This window comes from Vibrio sp. Vb2131, assembly GCF_033338535.1.
Taxonomy (GTDB): domain Bacteria; phylum Pseudomonadota; class Gammaproteobacteria; order Enterobacterales; family Vibrionaceae; genus Vibrio; species Vibrio alginolyticus.
Window position 1 is genome coordinate 73,782 of record NZ_JAWOSW010000010.1, and the last position, 20,188, is coordinate 93,969.

Genomic DNA, 20,188 nt, shown 5'->3' on the forward strand with positions numbered 1-20,188 from the left:
ATTACGCGAGTAGCTCTTTTGCTGTGTTCACTACGTTTTCAGTCGTGAAACCAAACATTTTGAATAGTTCGCCGGCTGGTGCAGATTCACCGAATGAAGTCATACCAATGATGCGACCGTCGAAGCCTACGTACTTGTACCAGAAGTCAGCAATACCTGCTTCAATTGCGATACGTGCTGTTACGTCTGATGGCAGTACAGCTTCACGGTAAGTGGCGTCTTGTTTGTCAAATGCATCTGTTGATGGCATTGAAACAACGCGTACTTTCTTACCTTCAGTAGTTAGCTGTGCTGCTGCTTCTACTGCTAGTTCAACTTCAGAACCTGTTGCGATAAGGATTAGCTCTGGCTTGCCTTCGCAATCTTTCAGAATGTAAGCACCTTTCGCGATGTCTGCTACTTGTTCTGCTGTGCGCTCTTGTTGCGCAAGGTTTTGACGAGAGAAGATAAGTGCTGTCGGTGCATCTTTACGTTCAATCGCTAGTTTCCAAGCTACAGCGGACTCAACTTGGTCACATGGACGCCATGTGCTCATGTTTGGTGTTAGGCGTAGCGATGCCATTTGCTCAACTGGTTGGTGAGTTGGACCATCTTCGCCAAGACCGATAGAGTCATGCGTGTACACTTGGATGTTCTGAATTTTCATCAGCGCAGCCATACGCATTGCGTTACGTGCGTACTCCATGAACATTAGGAATGTTGCGCCGTAAGGAACGAAACCACCGTGTAGCGCGATACCGTTCATGATCGCTGTCATACCGAATTCACGTACGCCGTAGTGGATGTAGTTACCAGAGAAGTCGCTTGCTTCTAGAGACTTAGAACCAGACCACATGGTTAGGTTAGAAGGTGCTAGGTCAGCAGAGCCACCCATGAACTCTGGTAGTAGAGCACCAAATGCTTCTAGAGCATTTTGAGACGCTTTACGTGATGCAATGTTTGCTGGGTTAGCTTGAAGATCAGCAATGATTTGGCTTGCTTTTTCTTCCCACTGTGCAGGAAGCTCACCGTTTACGCGGCGTTTAAATTCAGCTGCCAGCTCAGGGTACGCTGCTTCATAAGCTGCAAATTTCTCGTTCCACGCTGCTTCCTTAGCTGCGCCTGTTTCTTTCGCTGACCATTCTGCGTAGACTTCTTGCGGAATTTCAAAAGGACCGTGCTCCCAACCTAGTTCTTTGCGTGTTGCTGCGATTTCTTCTGCACCTAGTGGCGCACCGTGACAATCGTGTGAACCAGATTTGTTTGGTGAACCAAAACCGATGATAGTCTTAGTACAGATAAGTGTAGGACGTGGATCCGCTTTCGCTGCTTCAATTGCTGCGTTGATTGCGTCAGCATCGTGACCGTCTACTGCAGGGATTACGTGCCAACCGTAAGCTTCGAAACGCTTAGGTGTGTCGTCAGAGAACCAACCTTCAACGTGACCGTCGATAGAGATGCCGTTGTCATCCCAGAACGCGATCAGCTTGCCTAGACCTAGAGTACCTGCAAGAGAACATGCCTCGTGCGAAATACCTTCCATCAGACAGCCGTCGCCCATGAACACGTAAGTGAAGTGGTCAACGATGTCGTGGCCTTCTTTGTTGAACTGTGCTGCTAGCGCTTTTTCAGCTAGAGCCATACCAACCGCGTTAGTGATGCCTTGACCTAGCGGACCCGTTGTGGTCTCGATTCCTGGCGCGTAACCGTACTCTGGGTGACCAGGAGTTTTAGAGTGAAGCTGACGGAAGTTTTTCAGATCGTCGATAGACAACTCGTAACCTGCAAGGTGCAGTAGAGAGTAAATCAGCATTGAGCCGTGGCCGTTAGACAGTACGAAACGGTCGCGGTCTGCCCACTCAGGGTTTGATGGGTTGTGGTTTAGATGAGAGCGCCAAAGAACTTCAGCGATGTCAGCCATACCCATAGGTGCACCTGGGTGACCAGAGTTAGCTTGTTGAACACCATCCATGCTTAGCGCACGGATTGCATTTGCTAGATGTTTACGATCCATAGTGATTACTTCTCGATATTTGATTTAAATAGAGGGAACTCGCCGAAACAAGTTCAAATAGAATTTTTTGAAAATAGTGCTGATGGTAAAAGCGAGTAGACGGGCTACTCGCTTTTGGTAAGCAATTAAAGCTTAGCTTCGATCATCGCTTCTAGTTTGCCTTGGTCAACGGCGAAGTTGCGGATACCTTCAGCCAGCTTCTCAACAGCCATTGGGTCTTGGTTATGTTCCCATAGGAATTCAGCGTGAGTCATTGGTGCTGGACGCTCAGCTGCGCCTTTAGAATCAACTAGTTTCTCAACTACTTCACCTTCAGCTGCTTCTAGTTCTGCAAGTAGAGCAGGAGCAATAGTTAGACGGTCACAACCAGCTAGTTCTAAGATCTCACCGATATTACGGAAGCTTGCGCCCATAACTACAGTTTTGTAGCCGTATTCTTTGTAGTAGTTGTAGATCTTAGTTACAGATAGTACGCCTGGATCTTCTTGAGCTTCGAAGTCACGGCCTTCTTTCGCTTTGTACCAGTCCATGATACGACCAACGAATGGCGAGATTAGGAATACACCCGCTTCTGCACAAGCACGTGCTTGAGCGAACGAGAATAGAAGCGTTAGGTTACAGTTGATGCCTTCTTTTTCTAGGATCTCAGCTGCGCGAATGCCTTCCCAAGTTGAAGCCAGTTTGATAAGGATACGGTCGTTAGTGATGCCAGCATCGTTGTACATTTTCACTAGTTGACGAGCTTTCGCTACGCTGCCTTCCATATCGTAAGATAGACGAGCGTCTACTTCTGTAGAGATACGACCTGGGATAGTTTTTAGGATTTCTTTACCGATGTTTACTGCAAGCATGTCACAAGTATCTTGAACTTGTTGAGCTTTGTCGTTGCTCTGTGCTTTAGCGTATTCGATTGAAGCATCGATTAGAGGTGCGTACTCTGCGATTTGAGCGGCTTTAAGGATAAGAGAAGGGTTAGTTGTTGCGTCTTCTGGCTGATACTTTTTAATTGCATCAATCTCGCCAGTGTCTGCTACTACAGTCGTTAGTTTACGAAGTTGCTCTAACTTGTTGCTCATAATCGATCATCCTATTTAAATGGGCTTAAGCGTGATTTTTGTTATCACAGCTTGTGCATTTGCAAGCGAGTTAGCTAACCGTCTCATCGCATTTAATGAGACATCTGCTCAGCCAACTACGGAAAATTTCGTTACCGAACAAATGCTATGAACATTTGATCGATAGCTGAGTAAATGATGTGTCCATATTTATCCTATCTATGCTGAAAGTCAATCGCTGAAATGGACTTATAGTGAACTTCATCAACGTTTTTTTACTGTGTGTTTAGTGGTTAACCCAAATAAACGATTGCCCTTATTGTTCAAAGCTTGAGCGTTGTCCAAGAGGGTAAAAAATTGTAGTGAGAAAATGTTATTGCGATGAGCAAATGTAGCGTTTAAATTGATAAAGAACATATGCTAAGTCAATGAGCATATGTTCACTTATTGCATACAATATCGATCCTCTTAAAGGGCGAGAGAAACCATGAGCAGTTCTAATCAAGATATTTCCATTGAAAACACGGATTTGTTGACAGAGATTTCCGTCGCGTATTATCAAGACGGTGCGACTCAGGAAGAGATATCGAGAAAATTTGCCATATCACGCGCAAAGGTCGGGCGAATGCTCAAGCAGGCGCGTGATGAAGGCATTGTTGAAATTACCGTTAAATACCATCCGGTGTTCAGCGCCAAGATTGAACAACGTTTGATCGAGCGATTCGGCGTTAAGCGCGCGCTTGTTGCTCTTGATCAACCGAATGAAGAAGCGCAACGACTACAGGTATCGGGATTGGTGTCCAATTATCTCACTAGCACGCTCAAAAACGGCATGGTGGTGACGGTCGGACAAGGGCGCAACGTGTCGTCTGTCGCTCACCATATTGGTGTTATTACGCCGCGTGATTGTAAATTTGTGTGTGGCATTGGTGGTATTCATCCGCGTGGCGGTATGTATAACGCCGACCATATTTGTCGTCAGTTGGCGAAGAAATATGGGGGAACCTCTGAAACACTTTATGCGCCGGCTTACGCAGAAAACAGAGAACAGAAGTTGGCCTTTATGCAAAATGCAACCGTGAAACAAACGCTCGACCTAGCACGTAAAGCCGATGTCGCTTTGGTTGGTATTGGTGACATGAGCGAAAACAGTTACATGGTCGACTTAGGTTGGTTTACGCCTGATGAAGTGGTTCAGTCGAGACTTCAACAAGGTGTGGTAGGGGATTTTGCAGGTTATGACTTCTTTGATATTCACGGTAATGTAGCGAACACGGTAATGAGTGACCGAGTAATTGGACTTGGTATTGAAGAGTTTCGGCCGATCTCGGAAGTCATTGCGATCGCAGCTGAGAACAGCAAGCCACTCGCTCTACTCGGAGCATTAAGAACTGGAGCGATAGACGTGATCGCCACGAGCGTTAGCAACGCATTAACCGTGCTCAACTTAGATGAGCAAATGCACGGCAACGCGACATCTGAACGCTAACGGAAATAGTCGGCTTTTGATGTAGTCAGGCTATGAGGGGTGACAAATCACTCATAGCCAGTTTCTATTTCGAAATGACAAGTTTGGTTTAGAAGCTGCGTTTAGTATATTGGAACACATCATCTTTAGATAAACGTAAGATACTTTGTTAAACAGACACTTGTCTTAACGCTCGATAGGTAGAGAGTGGTCTGCACCCCATTCGGTCCAAGAACCGTCGTACACCGACAGATTGTCTAGACCAATTTGATACGCCGCGAGTAATAAAATGCATGCGGTTACACCGGAACCGCAACTAAAAATAATCGAATTGTCACTATCTATCGTTAGTGCGCTAAATATCTGTTGCAACTCTGAATTTGGTTTAATGTGACCGTTGGCCAAGAGTTCTTGAAACGGTAAGCAAACCGAATTTGGAATGTGCCCACTACGTAGACCTTCTCGTGGCTCAGGCACTTCACCAAGGAAGCGAGCTTTGGCTCTAGCATCGATGATATTGGCACTTTTATTGGTTGAATGAGCAAGAACATCTTGTGCACTCAAAAAGGCATTTTGGTTGAGCTTGCCCGCAAAGTTGCCTTCTTCGCTTGGTTGCGATAGGGCACTTTCGGCAGGGAGTCCTGCTTCAATCCAAGCTGGAAGACCGCCATTTAAGACTCGGACATTGTCATGCCCCATGGCTTTGAACATCCACCAAGCTCTTGGCGCGGCTAAAGTGCCAGAGTTGTCGTAAACCACAATCAAATCTTCGTTGTTCAAACAGAGTTGTTGCGCACTTTGGTTGAAGCCTTCTTCTGTTGGCATCATATGCGGTAGGGAGGAGCCGGGTAAGCAAAAGTCATTGTCGTAATCAAAGCGTAAAGTATTTGGAATCCACTTATCTTGAATCTTTTTGCCTTCAGAAGGGATTTGAAACGCAATACTAGCGTCGAGGAGCTTGACGTTAGGTTGGCCGAGAAGGCTATTGAGTTCATCAGTACTAATCAGTGCTTGCATTGTCTTTAGTTTGTTAGGTGGATAATCTTACTGTTTTACAACAAAAAAATCGCATGTTCAAAAGAACGATGCGATTTTTAAGCTTGAGATTGAAGATTTATGATGAAGGGGCGCTTTCGCTATGCCTTCAATCTATCTAGTTACATGGTCCAAGTGTTGTCTCCAGAAGTAATCACTTTCTGAATTGGGTCACTACCGTCATAGAACCAAATTTCAACAAGTAGGCTACCTTGGCTATCAGAAACATTAAAGTCGACATTTGCTGTACCATTGTTGAGTGGAACCGATGCGACTTTGCTTGGGTATTTTGCATCGTAGTTACCTGAACTGTTCTCGACAAACTCTTTGTACACGCTTAGGTGTGCTCGTTGTGAAGAGAAACCACTGATGTCTACATTGAGCGTACCTTCCGTCACTGGGTTGTAGCTAAAGTCATCTGGTACTACTAGATCCTGCATAGTTGCATCTTCTACTGTTACCGTTGTCTCTTCTTCGGTCGTTTCTTCCTGCTGCGTAGAATCTTCCTCTGGCACCGTGGTTTGGGTTGGTGGAGGTGTGCTGTTACCACCACCTCCGCCGCCACCGCCTCCGCCACAAGCTGTTAGTGCTAATCCCATGATGATTGTGATAAGTGCTTTCATAATGTTATCTCCCTATGGAATGTAGCATTTGTTAGGTGTTGGAGCGGTGTGCCAATCTGTGCTTAGTTCGCCACCAGACTCAGCCCAAGTTTGGAATTGAGGGTATGCATCGACCATGTCTACACGCTCTAGCGGCCAATCCCAATCTTCTACTATCAACAATGCCCAAGGTAAGTTGTTTGCTGTTTTGAAGTACACACCTTGTCCTGGGTCACTTGCATCGACGCCGACACCGAAGAGGTTTTGGTCATCAAACTGTTCTGTTGGTGCTTGGTCTGCTAAGTGAACTTCCCATTTACGACCTGGTTGGAAGGTAATACCATCGCCATGGTAAGTGCCCGGTGTTGCAAAGATGAACGGGTCGTATGGCATGGCTTGAATGGCTGAACGGTCAGAGCCTTCGGTGAAGTACACATTCAAGGTAAAGGTGAGTGAGACGTTATCATCACAGCCAGACTCGGTACGGAAGTAGCTACAGCTGCTAGCCGCGTGTGTGCTTAAGTCTTCACTGATGATGAAAATGGCTTCATCAGAAATACTTTCCAAACCATTAGATGCTTGTTCTACACCATTGAAGGATAGCGTTGTTAATCCGTTTTCAATCGAGCTTCTCAATACACCCGGTAGTCGGATTGCGAAGCCATTTTTGTAACTTGCGCCGTAGGCCGCTAGGTCACCTGTAATCTGGATATTCTCAACATGACCAGCAAGACTGGTTTCAGTGATGCGGAATTTCACGACCACATCGTTCATGTCGTAGTCTGCGGTGTATGGCCAATTATCTTCATAAGCCACGGTGGCGTAATCTTCTGCACTCGGGAAATATTCCACTGAGTAGCCATTACCAGTGATGGTAATTGGGTAATCTTCCACCTCACCAGATGTCGAACCACCATCGTAGTTTAATCCGGTTTGTTGGCTAAAACGGAATCGACTCCAGCTTGAACCTTCCGTTGCAGCGGTTGAAACGACAAACGGTAGGGGATTATTACCCGCAGACAGTAATTGGTCAGTAAAGACCTGTTCGCCTTCATCATCAAAGTCACCATCGCGGTTCCAGTCAAACCATGCTGATAGGTAGCCAGAAGTAGAAGCTGTCACATTCACAATTGAGCTTAAGCCTGGATCAAGTGCGGATACAAAACCAACACCATCTTCATCGGCTGTGCCCACAGAGTTATCGTTTGCCTGTCCGTCGGCATCACCATCTGGAGCGACGGAACCAAGCCAAGTTACACCGTCCACTTCGTGACGAGGACCGTTTGACGCAAGTGTTGTGTGGTAGCTGTCTGGAGCATCACCAAAATCAATTGGCTCGTCTTCGTTAATCACCGGAGCATTTGCACAACGTGCACCGTCATTTTGGCTTGAGCTTGGACCGTTGGATACAAACTCAACCGCAGGAACGATACCTGCTGCGATATTGGCTGCGTTACCTTCCGAAAGGTCAACGCGATAGATTTTGCCATCTTGGTTACGTGACACATAGTAGTTGCCGTTTACATCGAAGTAGCCAGCACCAAATGTGCCTTTCTCACCTGTGTCACCTATCGCAGTTGCGCTACCATTTGATGGGTTGAACTGATATAGCACACCAGAGTTGTTGTCGATGCCGTAAAGGGAGCCATCACCTGGATGGAATGCAAAGTCGGTTAGGTTCACTGTCGCTGTTGAGCTGATTTTCACGATGCTCAATGTCGCATTTGGATCAGAATCGAGCGGAGAAAGGTCAATGGAGAAAAGTCCTTTGCCTTTGCGGTACAAGTAGTAGACGTGGTTGTAAACGTCACCTACGTAAAACGTGTGGTCGGTAGGAAGGCCCGAAACATCAAGCGTCTCTGCTTGGAAGTCTTTACCAAGACGAACAATCTTTTTGTTTGTGGTGTCGTAGCCGTAGATATAACGGTCAGTGAAGTTAAAGCCTACACCGTTGATGCCCGAAGCCAAACCTGTGTCGTCCTCTAAAAGAGTCGTAGAGCCTGTAACCAAATTGACGCCATAGATTTGAACCGGGGTTGATTGGAACAGGTATGCTTGGCTTGGGCACGTATCAAATGGCGCCGCTTGTGCGTAAGCGCTCGCTATTAGAGACCCAAGTAGTAGTGATGTCCTTTTCATAATTCGCCCTCTCATTGGTTCGTGATATATGCAATGAAAGGAATGTGCCAAGTTTTAAGTTGTTGAATTTTATTGATTTAATATTTGTAAGAAGAAGGGTTGTAAATCTGATTGTCAAAATGAGAAAAAGCCCAACATTGAGTTGGGCTTTTTGGGAATGATTAGAGGTTTAGAACTAACTACAAACCGGACAGGTGGGCATTTTCATCAGATTCATTTCTCGCCAAGACATGCTGAGCGCATCAAGAATCAAAATTTTGCCTTTCTTTGGTTGGCCGTAATCAGCAATCACTTTGATCGCTTCCATCGCTTGTACTGCGCCAACAATACCCACAACAGGCGCCATGACTCCGGCTTCGACACAGCTTAACGCGCCATTGCCAAAAAGGGCACTCAAGCACTGGTAACATGGTTGTGTTGGGTCGTCGTAAGTAAACACACTCACTTGGCCTTCCATACGAATGGCCGCGCCTGAAATTAGCGGTGTTTTAGTCGCAAAACATAGGCGGTTAAGTTGATTGCGCGTATCGACGTTATCTGATGCATCAACAACAATTGTGTGCTGTTCGATCAAGCTTTTTAGTTCTGTATCATCAAGACGCTTTGCGATGGTATCTACAATAATGTGCGGGTTAAGTTCGCGTAGTGCATCTGCCGCCGATTCTACCTTCTTACGACCAATATCCGCATCGTGGTGCAGCACTTGGCGCTGAAGGTTAGACAGCTCGACGATATCATCATCAATCAGCGTGATTTTACCGACACCAGCAGTCGCCAAATATTGGCTTGATGCGCAGCCTAAACCGCCAGCACCAAGCATCAATACCGATGCTTGTTTGAGTGCTTCTTGTCCTTCAAAGTCAAACTGACGAAGAATGATTTGGCGGTTGTAACGCAGCATTTCCTGATCGGAAAGAATATCCACAACGTCTTCCTAGTAAAGGGTTGAGTTGAATAGTTGAATCTGAACCGTTTCGCCCACTTCAACTCGGCCGCGTTCACGTTCCAATACAACAAAACAGTTCGCTAGGCTCATTGAGCGGAATGCTCCAGAGCTTTGGTTACCCGTTGTTTCAACCACAAACTTGCCATCTTCTAATGTGTAGATACCACGTTGGTAATCGGTACGACCTGGCGCTTTCTTAAAGGCGGTTTTGGTTGTTGCAGGAATAGACTCGGGTGCTTTCCATTCGGTGTGGCCTGCAAGTTTTGCCAGCATTGGTTGAACAAGCACGTACATAGTAAGAACTGCAGAAACAGGGTTACCAGGCAGACCACAGAACCAAGCTGTACTTAGCTTACCAAATGCGAAAGGTTTACCCGGCTTGATTGCTAGCTTCCAGAAACCGATTTCACCAAGTTCTTCAAGAATGTCTTTGGTGTAATCCGCTTCGCCCACACTAACACCGCCTGAGGTCACGACCACATCTGCCAATGTTTGCGCTTGTTCAAAGGTTGCTTTTAGAGCCTCTGGGCAATCAGGAATGATGCCAAGATCAACGGCTTCACAACCGAAGTTCTCAATAAGCGGTTTAATACCGTAACGGTTACTGTCGTAGATTTGGCCTTCGTCTAGCGGTTCGCCCAGTGGTTTAAGCTCATCACCTGTAGAGAAGAAAGCAACTTTTGGCTTACGTACTACTGTCACATGGCTTACACCAAGAGACGCAATCATCGGAATATCGCGAGGTGTTAAACGTGCGCCTTTTGCCAGTACGCTGTCGCCTTGTTTGATGTCGTCACCTGTTGGGCGGATGTTGTTTTGCGGCTTCACGTCGGTTTGGCTGAACTGAATACCAGCATCCGTTACTTCTGTGTTTTCTTGCATGATAACGGCATCACAACCCTGTGGGATTTTTGCGCCAGTCATGATGCGAACACAGGTACCTTGAGGCCATTCACCTTCAAAAGGTTGTCCTGCAAATGATTTACCTGCCAGAGGCAAAACAGAAGACGACTCAAGATCTTGAATGCGAATAGCGTAGCCATCCATTGCTGAGTTATCGAATGGCGGTACGTGAATAGGAGACAAGATGTCTTCTGCCAGTACAAAACCGAGTGCGTCAGCAAGTGGAAGAGAAAGCGTTGTTTGGATAGGTTTGATTCGCGATAGCATTTTGTCCATCGCTTCTTCAATTGGCATCAAGCCAGGTGCGTCGCAGCAGCCCATTGAGAAAATCCTGTGTTCTTTTGTTTTGTGGCAACTTTACCATAAAAAGGGGACCGAGTAAGAATGTCCACCTATAAAATATGGGTGTAATTATTCAAAAATCCGAGTATCCTTGTCAGCCATCCGAAAGGGGTAAAAAAGCCCGCGGAGCTCAATAAAATCAGCTCAGTACCTATATTTGATGTGACTTGGTGTAAAGACACGAAACTGAGCAACTCAAAGCGAAAAATATGAATGCAATTTTGATTGGGTTTGTATAAAAGCGGAAGTAACAAAAGAGGAAGTGGAATGTCAGGTCTTAGCGAGTCAGCGAAGTTAGTAAAAGAAGCGCTAGAGCAACGCGGTTTGGAAACGCCAATGCGTCCAAACAACGTAAGTCGTGAAGAGAAGAAAGAGAAGATCGAACACCACATGCGTGAGATCTTAGGTCTGCTTCAACTTGACCTTACCGACGATAGCCTAGAAGAAACCCCACACCGCATTGCTAAGATGTACGTTGACGAAATCTTTTCTGGTCTGGATTACTCCAACTTTCCTAAAATCACAGTGATTGAGAACAAGATGAACGTGAGCGAGATGGTTCGCGTGAAGGACATCACAGTGACCAGCACTTGTGAACACCACCTTGTGACCATCGATGGCAAAGCTGCAGTGGCTTACATTCCACGTGGCAAGATCATTGGCCTGTCAAAGATCAACCGTATCGTTCGCTTCTTTGCGCAGCGTCCACAAGTTCAAGAACGTATGACTCAGCAAATTCTTGTTGCACTTCAAACGCTGCTTGAGTCCGATGATGTGGCAGTGACGATTGACGCAACACACTACTGCGTGAAATCTCGCGGTGTGATGGATGCAACCAGCGAAACGACAACAACTGCATTGGGTGGCATCTTCAAGAGCAACCCAGCAACGCGTGCCGAATTTCTGCACGGTTTACGCTAGGTAACCAAGTACTATTCTAAGAGGATGGCAAACGCCATCCTTTTTTTATGCTTGTTTAGAAAATGACTTCATGATTTCTGGCCAATACATTTTGACGTAACCTGCCGATACCCAAACAACCAATACAGTCGCGATACTGAGCTCTAGAAAACCAAAGTCGTGCAGCCAGTGCCAGTGAGGGTGCGATTCGGCAAAAAAAGAGGTTAAGCGATGCATTGCGATAGCGCTGATCACGGAAGGAAAGGTTACTGCCGCGATAGAAGGTTGAAACTTCAAGCGAAGTAAGCGGAAGTAACATAAGTAGATCAATAAAGTCATAGTGATGGCGATCCCTGCCAATGCGCCTGTTAGTATCGGATCAGGTAAGGGAAAGTTCACCAAGTATGCTGCTAATGACAAGTTTACCGGCGCGGCCATAATCGCGAGGGTCGGTCTTGCTCGCCTTGGTAGAGAGCCGAAAAACACCAAACGATACAACACGAGTGGCAGCATGAAGAAATAAATGCCGATGCACATCATCGCTAACGTTTCGGAAAATAAGTTGTGACCTAGTTGAGAACCGGCTAGTGAACTACTGATCAGCCCCACCGGATAAAGAAACCAACTCGGTACGATATTGGACATTTTGAAGTTCATTAGCTGAAAGCTAAAAAACAGCACCATCATAGTAAAATGCAGCAAAAGCGCCATAAACCAAAGTGGATAAGCGATGATAGGCGCTACAGCGGCAAGGTAATCTGCAAGGATCAGTAACGCCATACTCATTGGTGCCATTAAACTACCACTCAGCGGGTGACGAATGTCGACCATGAATAATCGTGGATTAGCGGCATATTTTATGAGTACAGGGGCGAGTAAAAGTGCGCCGAGTGACGCCAAAAATGGACGTATCGGTTCACCAATCTCAGGAACATAGAGTGCCCAAGCTTGCCCTAAACCTATCATACCTAGTGCCAACGCGGCTTGAGACGGCGGGACACTATAAAACTGCACAAGTCTTCTCCAGTTCAAATCTACTCCATTTGATTTTTGCCTGAATGAAACGAAACATGACGATTTGGATGAAATGCTCTATTTAAGTAGCGAATACTAACAAGTATGGAGAGGGGTTTCTCATGAAAGGTGGTGAGCAAATATCAGAGAATGATAATTTTGTGAGTTTGGTATCGAATATTTGGGAAAAGATGTAAAAATGCAGAGTTTATCGCTCCAAACCCTTCGATAGTCTGGAGCGAAGTGATAACAAAGAGAATGTTATGTTGATTGATTCTCCGGTAGATCCTGTTGGCGTAACTTTTCGTTTTTGATTGTGCGATGCAGCAGCTGGCTGTAAATAGGTTGTCCACCCAACAATTGAGCAATAATCACAGCGCCCAAACAAGTAATGATCAATGGCAGGATTAAGTAGTAGTTATTCGTCATTTCAATCACTAACAGAATACCTGTAATCGGTGCACGTACCGTTGCTGCAAACAGGGCACCCATGCCCGCAATCGCAAATACACCAGGCTCGATATCAAGCGCAGGGAGTAAGACATCAGCACTTGCTCCGAACGCATAGCCAAATAAGGTTCCCAGAGCAAGCATAGGTGCAAAGATGCCTCCCGGCGCACCAGAACCAAAACAGAGCAGGGTTGTAATTACACGACCAAAGAAAAGCAAAACTAAAATGGATACCGAGTAGTTACCGTTAGTAATGTCAGGAATAAGGCCGATACCACCACCAGTTAGTTGGGGTACGTACAAAAGAAGCAAGCCAAACACGCCTCCCAGTAACGAACCTACAATCAAGTAGCGCTTACGATCGTTTTTGTGAATTGCGACAAAACTGTCTTGTGCCACGGTAATCAGTTTATTGAAGATCACGCCAAACACGCCAAACAATGCGCCAAGCAATAAAAACAGCCATAGGGTTTGAAGCTCTGGCGACTGGTATTGCGGCATAGTGATAACGGCGTCTTGCCCGTTGATGGCGCGAAACACTATGTTCGCCATAATGGCAGAAATGATCACTGCGCGAATTGAGATCAAAGAGTAGCGAAACTGAGGTCGCATTTCCTCCACAACGAACATAATGCCTGCGAGTGGGGCATTAAAAGCCGCAGCCAAACCGCCAGCAGCACCAGAAGCGAGCAGGGAGTGGCGGGTATCGTCATCCTTTACCCGGAATATATCGGTCACCATTCGACCTACAGCACCACCCATTTGAACGGTTGGGCCTTCACGACCCAGCACCATACCTGAGCCAAGTGCGCCCATGCCGCCGAAGAATTTTACTGGTAGAACTCGCCACCAGCGCACTGGACGAATATTATCCATTGCCCCTTCGATTTCAGGAATACCAGAACCTGCCGCTTCTGGCGCAAAGCGGTGCACAAGAAAATAGCCAATAAAAGCTAAAAGTGCGCTAATGAGAACCGCTGCCAGCCACAACGGTAGAACATTACCAATTTCGCTTCTTAACCATTCTGTTCGTGTTTCAGAAACGAAATGAACGGCAAGCTCGAAATACGTACCGACAAAACCAGCCAACGTACCCACAATGGCGGCCATAATGAGAACAGAAAATGGTGTTGACCCTCGAGAGACAAACTGGTTAATCGCATCTTTCGGTACGTGCGCCAACACAGATTTCACAATTCTCTCGCGTTTGGTCATTAACAAGCTCTCCTGTTGCTGGGGGAAGGGACGAAAGAAAGTATACGCTTCGCAGAGTCTAGACCTAATCAATAAAGATGCAATTTAGCTTTTCACTATTGAGTGTTCGAAGTGTCGCGATATTATTCATTCACTCAGATTGTGCTATTGCTCTCATAATTTAGGATAAAAAACTTGTTTTTTGAGAAAAATGAACCATGCTTTAATTGTAAAGCAACATGACTGCTTCAGAAGGAGGGATGTGAGGTTTTACACACAATTTGGATGGATTCAAACCCTACGGTAAGTCCTCGTTTTATGTTCGGGATGCATCAATAGACATCGCCGATTCGCACACTCACGATTGAGTAACGAGGTAGAGGCGCACGCACATGTGCGCCTTCTTAATTTCTGCGTTATAACTTTCATCACCATAACTTTCATCGCCACCTGCCACTATTTTTCTCTTGAACATTTTCTTGCAGTTAGTAATGTCTTGGTTCGATGTCAACCAACTAGAGCAGTGCATGCGCTTTTATCTTCGACTCTTACTTTCTTTATGTTTTTGTTCGGTAACGTTTCCGGCACTTTCAACGCCGAGCTGGTGGCAAGACACGTTGTCAGCTATGCCATATTCCAATCTAAAAGAACGTATAGAAAAAAGTGGGAGCTGGTATGGTTGCGAAGTGCAGCTGCTAGACAGCTCAACGTTTATCAGCGCATTTTGTTTGGATGATTTTTCGTACTACCACCAGCACTTGTATGGTGAAGTAATTTTGAGAAGAGAAAGTGCTCAGTTCTCGTTTCTCACTGAATACGAGTGGCAGCGTCTGAATGACTTACTTCTCAACTTAAGAAAGGATGGGTTAGTTTTACGCAGAGTTACTATCGGACAAGAACACTATGATGTCGTTGAAGCTCTGGAAAAGAAATCTTCCGAACTTGTCGATAAAGAAGTTATTTTGTTGATGAACCGCTATCCGCAAGAAGCGATTCGAAGTTTGCTTTGGGTAAAACCGGACGAGTTTCTGACGCCATCACCGTCCTTAAATGTGCACTTGCGCAGTGATGGCGAAATTATCGAGGTCAAAGTGACTCGTTTTTAGATTCTTTATGGAGAGATAGGAAGGTCGCCATTGCTGATTCATCCAAAAAACCATCCGATTTTTTGTGAGCGCGCAGGTATTGATAGCCTGCGATTAGCTTACGGTGTAGCTCTTCTGCATCGTCTGACAACGGCTGATTCATAACGTGTTGAACGGCAAGTTTGTACGCATCCATATCCACGACTTCAGCACGGCGATATAAATAACCGCATCCCGTTGCTAACCATTCGAGAGAGCAATTGGCGCGCATTGCAATTTGATTTGCTTTAGTTAGGCTAGGTTCACTGCCTTTAAGGTATTTGCGTATTAAAGCTTCAGACACATCGACGCGTCGAGCGAACCCGCTGATGCTTTCTTCTCCGATCAGGGTGGCTAGGCGTTGGGCAAAAGACATATTTCGTACTCCAGTTCGAATTGCGAAAGTTTACCCGTTGAGCCGGTACGAAAACAAGACTACGATGAATGCAGATCAATTGAAGGAGAAAACCCATGGTTGCAAAAGTAGTAACTGCACCAAAAGGCCCAGAGTTCTCAGAGCTGGTTCAAGGATATTGGCGTGCAGTTGAGTGGGGAATGACGGCTCAAGAGCGTTTGTCATTCCTCAAGCAACACATTGAGTTAGGCATTACGACAGTCGATCACGCCGACATCTACGGTAATTACGAGTGTGAGGCGTTGTTTGGTGAAGCGCTAGCTTTAGACAAGAGTGTTCGTGAACAAATTCAGATCGTGACGAAATGCGACATCAATTTGTGTGGCGATAAAACGCCAGAGCGTAAGATCAATCACTACGACACGAGCTCAGCACATATCTACCAATCGGTGAATAACTCGCTAGAACGTTTGAATGTGGATGAAATCGACGTACTTTTAATTCATCGTCCTGACGTGTTAATGGATGCAGACGAGGTTGCAGAAGCATTTTCTGAGCTTCACAAAGTCGGCAAAGTGAAGCACTTTGGTGTGTCTAACTTCACTCCACGCCAGTTTGAACTGCTGCAATCTCGCTTAGGTAAGCCGTTGGTTACTAACCAAGTGGAAATCAACCCACTTAACTTTGAGGTTGCTCACGATGGAACGCTTGATCAAATGCAAATGTTGCGCACGCGACCAATGGCTTGGTCTTGCCTCGGTGGTGGTTCAATTTTTAGCGGTGAAACTGAGCAAGCTGTTCGTGTCCGTAACGAATTAGAAGCAATTCGTGAAGAAGTGGGCGCAGCGAGTATTGACCAAGTAATTTATGCCTGGGTACGTCGTTTGCCATCTAACCCTATTCCAATCATTGGCTCTGGTAAAATCGAGCGTGTGCAAACTGCAGTTAATGCATTGAACATCGAACTTACTCGAGAGCAATGGTATCGCGTATGGGTGGCTTCTAAAGGCCATGGTGTGCCATAGAATTGATATCTTATCGATGAAATTATTATTAAAGGCATCCTCTAGCAGGGTGCCTTTTTAGTTTTAGCGCGTTACTGTTTACCCATTATGGAAATGGAAAGAATGAAATTCGAGCAAAAATGGACTTTGGATGTTAGCTGCAACTTTTTGCTTACTTTTGGTGGAGGAGTTTTACCCATGTTTGTTTTATGTCACTAAACAGCGAATGTGATGCTTGCTTTTTAGTCATTTTGTTCACTCATTCATTCATATTGCGTATGCTTATTGAATAATAAAGAAATAAAAAACTCGTCAGTTTTCTCGTATTACATGCTGTAACAATCTGTTAGACTCCGGCGCAGATTGTGGAATATAAAAAGGTGATTGAATGTCTTTTCCCGTACTCATCTGTGATGATTCAGCGTTAGCACGCAAACAGATGGCGAGATCACTACCAGCCACATTGAATGCCGATATTACGTTTGCTATCCACGGAAAAAACGCGCTAGAAGAACTCGAAAAAAACGAGTTTAAATTGATGTTTCTTGATTTGACCATGCCAGAAATGGATGGCTTTGAAACACTAGAGCACATGCAACGGTTAGGGGATAAAACTCCGGTGGTTGTGGTGTCGGGGGATATCCAACCTAAAGCGAAAGAGCGCGTGTTCGCACTGGGTGCAAAAGCGTTTATTCAAAAACCGATCGCCAAAGATGAACTCAAGAAGGCGCTTAAAGAGTTGGTCGAGCCAGAACCTCGTCCTCAAATTATCACGCCTGTCTCTATTGAGTTACCGATTTTACGTCGTCGCGATATTTACATGGAAGTGGCTAACGTTTCAATTGGTCGAGCAGCCGATGCGTTGGCGCGTCACTTTGATGTGTTTGTGCAACTACCTCTGCCGAACGTCAATATCTTTGAAGTGAGCGAACTTCACATGGCCCTACGCGACTTGGCGTCGCATGACAACGTATCGGGTGTTTGTCAGGGATTTTGTGGCGAAGGTATTGCTGGCGAAGCGCTAGTGATTTTGAGTGATTCAAGCGTATCTGATCTCAAAAAGTTGATGAAAGTACCAGCAGACAGCGAAGAGCTAGAAGAGCTTGAGCTGCTAATGGATATTTCTAATATTTTGGTGGGGTCGTTCTTAAATGGTTTAGGCGAGCAGTCTGAAGTCCGATTCTTCCAAAGTCCACCAGTACTCCTTGGTCAGCATATCTCAATTGACTCGATCATTGAATCTACAACTGGAGCATTCAGCCGCACGATGACATTCGAAGTGAGCTACAACATTGAAGGAACGTCGATTCGTTGTGACTTGTTGTTTATGTTTGTGGATGAATCCTTGCCGCTGCTTGATAACAAACTGTCTTATCTAATGGAGGAGTTCTAATGTTGAATATGCCAGCAGAGTTTGAACAATTCCATTGGATGGTGGATATGGTACAAAACGTCGACATGGGCTTAGTGGTCATTGATCGAGATTACAATGTACAGGTCTGGAATGGGTTTATGACTCATCACAGTGGTTTGCAGTCTCATGATGCGATAGGTCGTTCTATATTTGATATCTTCCCTGAAATCCCACAGGAGTGGTTTAAATTAAAAACAAAACCAGTGTATGACCTAGGCTGTCGCAGCTTCATCACATGGCGACAACGACCTTACTTATTCTGCTGTCGCAATGTTCGACCAGTTACGCAGCAAGCGGAGTTTATGTACCAGAATGTTACGTTGAACCCAATGCGCACACCGACTGGAAAAATCAACTCGTTGTTTTTGTCTATACAAGACGCGACGGCTGAAGCTCTGATGTCTCAGAATCAATAGCGATAAAAAACTTTCTCAAAAGCCAAGGTCCGCCTTGGCTTTTTTGTATACTTATAGTTGTGTTTCCCAATGCGTAGAACGTGAATATGGACTTTAATCTCGCTCTAAAACTCTACACCGCAGAGCAAGTAAAAAACGGTGAAACGCTGGCTGCGCAAATGGCTGGTGTTTCTATGTATAGCTTAATGCAACGCGCTGGTATGGCCCTGTATGAGCGCTTTTTACATCTGTATCCTAAATCAAAAAATATCTTAGTGATTTGCGGTAAAGGGAATAACGGTGGCGATGGTTACGTATTTGCATCTCTTGCGAAACAAGCTCAACTCAATGTACATGTTTTCCAAATTGGTGATGTATCTGTGCTAAAAGGTGATGCTTTGCGCGCATACCAAGACTGGCAGTCAATCGACGGTGTTAACAATGATTGGGATGAATGGAATACCGCATTGCTAGAAGCAGATGTGATCATCGATGCCATGTTAGGCACTGGTTTAAGCGGTGAGGTTCGTTCGGAGTATCGTCGCTACATTGAGCAAATCAATCAAATTCACACCCCAGTGATAGCAGTCGATATTCCTTCCGGGCTGTGTGCAAATACAGGTGCTATTTTAGGCGATGCTATTCGTGCCGAGCATACTGTAACCTTCATTGGGGTTAAGCAAGGCTTATGCACTGGACAAGCGAGAGATCGAGTTGGCGAGCTCTACTTTTGTGGTTTAGGCGTCAATACTAAGTTTGATACTATCGAAGTAGAAAGTGCATTAGGTATTGATCATCAGGTTGTTTCAAGATTAATGCCCAAGCCAAATTCAACGGTCCATAAAGGTGACAACGGGAAGTTGCTTTGTGTTGGTGGCAACCAAGGGATGTCTGGGGCGATTCGTTTATGTTCCTCCGCAGCGATTAGAACCGGAGCGGGTTTAACTGCCGCAATTACTCACACGAGTAGCCTTATTCCACTGCAGGTTGGTTGCCCAGAAGTAATGAGCCAGAGCATCACCACTGACTTGCTCAGGGATACTGAGAACGACTTAACTAAACGCATACGCTGGGCTGACGTATTAGTGTTTGGTCCTGGCTTTGGAGATGATGAGTGGGCTTATCAAGCCTATCAATATCTGGCTCAAGAGCAGAAACCTAAAGTTGTTGATGCTGATGGCCTCAATATTCTAGCGATGCTGAGCCAGCGATGCGATGGCACTCTAGTGTGCGACAACCATCGAGTGATCACGCCGCATCCTGGAGAGGCAGCTCGACTACTAAATGTAACCATTCAACAAATAGAAAGTGACCGATACTCTGCTGCAAGACAACTGCAAGAGCGTTATGGCGGTGTAGTGGTTTTAAAAGGCGCGGGGACGCTTATTTACGATGGAACGAGAATGTACGTCTGTCTAGCGGGTAACGCCGGAATGGCGACGGGGGGAATGGGAGATGTGTTATCTGGAGTCATTGGTGCATTACTAGCCAAAGGTTTACCAATTTCTGTTGCCGCACGTTTAGGTGTGGTACTTCACAGTCATGCTGCTGATATAAACGTGAGTCAGAATGGTCAAATTGGTCTTTTGGCAAGTGATGTCGTTAGCACTCTTCGTACCGCTATCACCCAAGAGCTCTATCGAAATTAATTAGATTTCATGCATTGCTGAGAAAATTGGTCGATTTTTTTGAGTACTTTTTTACGAATTAGCAGGGCATCTTAGTATTAGGTGATTGAGTTTTAGGCAGATTTGAGAGGTGATGCGTTTTAATTTTTAAGATATGACGCAAAGGTTTGCGCAATGGGTTAACTTAAGTGCTTTCTCAAGTTGTTGATAGTTATAAATAATAAGAG

At 45.5% G+C, this 20,188-nt stretch carries 17 protein-coding genes; 7 read left to right on the forward strand and 10 right to left on the reverse strand.

The window, feature by feature from the left end; translation table 11 throughout:
- Nucleotide 1: 1 nt before the first annotated feature.
- Nucleotides 2–1,993, reverse strand: a complete 1,992-nt coding sequence (gene tkt, locus R7E38_RS12545) for a transketolase (RefSeq protein WP_136976715.1) — start codon at nucleotides 1,991–1,993, stop codon at nucleotides 2–4.
- A gap of 125 nt (nucleotides 1,994–2,118) precedes the next feature.
- Complete coding sequence (gene tal / locus R7E38_RS12550) at nucleotides 2,119–3,069, reverse strand: transaldolase (protein WP_005373488.1); 951 nt, start codon at nucleotides 3,067–3,069, stop codon at nucleotides 2,119–2,121.
- Between the two features lie 466 nt (nucleotides 3,070–3,535).
- Between tal and R7E38_RS12555 the strand changes: the two genes are divergently transcribed.
- Nucleotides 3,536–4,537 carry a sugar-binding transcriptional regulator gene (locus R7E38_RS12555; RefSeq protein WP_005387670.1) on the forward strand — a complete coding sequence of 334 codons (1,002 nt, stop codon included), beginning with the start codon at nucleotides 3,536–3,538 and terminating at the stop codon, nucleotides 4,535–4,537.
- A gap of 165 nt (nucleotides 4,538–4,702) precedes the next feature.
- Here the strand turns inward: R7E38_RS12555 and R7E38_RS12560 are convergent, their stop codons facing one another.
- From R7E38_RS12560 to moeA, 5 genes are all read right to left on the reverse strand, one after another.
- Nucleotides 4,703–5,533, reverse strand: coding sequence for a sulfurtransferase (locus R7E38_RS12560; protein WP_226083284.1), 831 nt, complete (start codon nucleotides 5,531–5,533; stop codon nucleotides 4,703–4,705).
- A 140-nt stretch (nucleotides 5,534–5,673) separates the two neighbouring features.
- Nucleotides 5,674–6,174 (reverse strand): hypothetical protein, encoded by a 501-nt coding sequence (locus tag R7E38_RS12565; protein ID WP_226083283.1) that lies wholly within the window; start codon nucleotides 6,172–6,174, stop codon nucleotides 5,674–5,676.
- Between the two features lie 12 nt (nucleotides 6,175–6,186).
- Nucleotides 6,187–8,292 (reverse strand): LruC domain-containing protein, encoded by a 2,106-nt coding sequence (locus R7E38_RS12570; RefSeq protein WP_226083282.1) that lies wholly within the window; start codon nucleotides 8,290–8,292, stop codon nucleotides 6,187–6,189.
- A gap of 175 nt (nucleotides 8,293–8,467) precedes the next feature.
- Nucleotides 8,468–9,217: a molybdopterin-synthase adenylyltransferase MoeB gene (moeB, locus tag R7E38_RS12575; protein ID WP_017819905.1), complete on the reverse strand. Its 750-nt coding sequence runs from the start codon at nucleotides 9,215–9,217 to the stop codon at nucleotides 8,468–8,470.
- A gap of 9 nt (nucleotides 9,218–9,226) precedes the next feature.
- Nucleotides 9,227–10,462, reverse strand: a complete 1,236-nt coding sequence (moeA, locus tag R7E38_RS12580) for a molybdopterin molybdotransferase MoeA (RefSeq protein ID WP_318081810.1) — start codon at nucleotides 10,460–10,462, stop codon at nucleotides 9,227–9,229.
- 288 nt (nucleotides 10,463–10,750) lie between these two features.
- Here moeA and folE point away from each other — a divergent pair, with 288 nt between their 5' ends.
- Nucleotides 10,751–11,404 (forward strand): GTP cyclohydrolase I FolE, encoded by a 654-nt coding sequence (gene folE, locus R7E38_RS12585; RefSeq protein ID WP_005373478.1) that lies wholly within the window; start codon nucleotides 10,751–10,753, stop codon nucleotides 11,402–11,404.
- Nucleotides 11,405–11,449: 45 nt separating this feature from the next.
- On the opposite strand, the gene R7E38_RS12590 is transcribed toward folE, so the two are convergent.
- Complete coding sequence (locus R7E38_RS12590) at nucleotides 11,450–12,397, reverse strand: TDT family transporter (RefSeq protein WP_005373475.1); 948 nt, start codon at nucleotides 12,395–12,397, stop codon at nucleotides 11,450–11,452.
- 261 nt (nucleotides 12,398–12,658) lie between these two features.
- Nucleotides 12,659–14,062 (reverse strand): H(+)/Cl(-) exchange transporter ClcA, encoded by a 1,404-nt coding sequence (clcA, locus tag R7E38_RS12595; RefSeq protein ID WP_005373473.1) that lies wholly within the window; start codon nucleotides 14,060–14,062, stop codon nucleotides 12,659–12,661.
- Between the two features lie 470 nt (nucleotides 14,063–14,532).
- On the opposite strand from clcA, the gene R7E38_RS12600 reads away from it, so the two are divergent.
- Nucleotides 14,533–15,147, forward strand: a complete 615-nt coding sequence (locus R7E38_RS12600; protein ID WP_226083278.1) for a hypothetical protein — start codon at nucleotides 14,533–14,535, stop codon at nucleotides 15,145–15,147.
- Here R7E38_RS12600 and R7E38_RS12605 read toward each other — a convergent pair.
- Nucleotides 15,128–15,541: a helix-turn-helix transcriptional regulator gene (locus R7E38_RS12605; RefSeq protein WP_318081811.1), complete on the reverse strand. Its 414-nt coding sequence runs from the start codon at nucleotides 15,539–15,541 to the stop codon at nucleotides 15,128–15,130. The two genes, R7E38_RS12600 and R7E38_RS12605, sit on opposite strands and share 20 nt — an antisense overlap.
- 95 nt (nucleotides 15,542–15,636) lie before the next feature.
- Between R7E38_RS12605 and R7E38_RS12610 the strand changes: the two genes are divergently transcribed.
- The 4 genes from R7E38_RS12610 (at nucleotide 15,637) to R7E38_RS12625 (ending at nucleotide 19,982) form a co-directional block, all read left to right on the forward strand.
- Nucleotides 15,637–16,545, forward strand: a complete 909-nt coding sequence (locus R7E38_RS12610; protein WP_025767917.1) for an aldo/keto reductase — start codon at nucleotides 15,637–15,639, stop codon at nucleotides 16,543–16,545.
- A gap of 367 nt (nucleotides 16,546–16,912) precedes the next feature.
- Nucleotides 16,913–17,917: a response regulator gene (locus R7E38_RS12615; RefSeq protein WP_005373466.1), complete on the forward strand. Its 1,005-nt coding sequence runs from the start codon at nucleotides 16,913–16,915 to the stop codon at nucleotides 17,915–17,917.
- On the forward strand, nucleotides 17,917–18,354 hold the full coding sequence (locus R7E38_RS12620; protein WP_005373463.1) for a PAS domain-containing protein: 438 nt from the start codon (nucleotides 17,917–17,919) through the stop codon (nucleotides 18,352–18,354). Before R7E38_RS12615 ends, R7E38_RS12620 begins: the two co-directional genes overlap by 1 nt.
- An 86-nt stretch (nucleotides 18,355–18,440) precedes the next feature.
- A complete protein-coding gene (locus tag R7E38_RS12625) occupies nucleotides 18,441–19,982 on the forward strand; it encodes an NAD(P)H-hydrate dehydratase (protein WP_226083275.1) in 1,542 nt (513 codons plus the stop codon).
- Nucleotides 19,983–20,188: the final 206 nt, after the last annotated feature.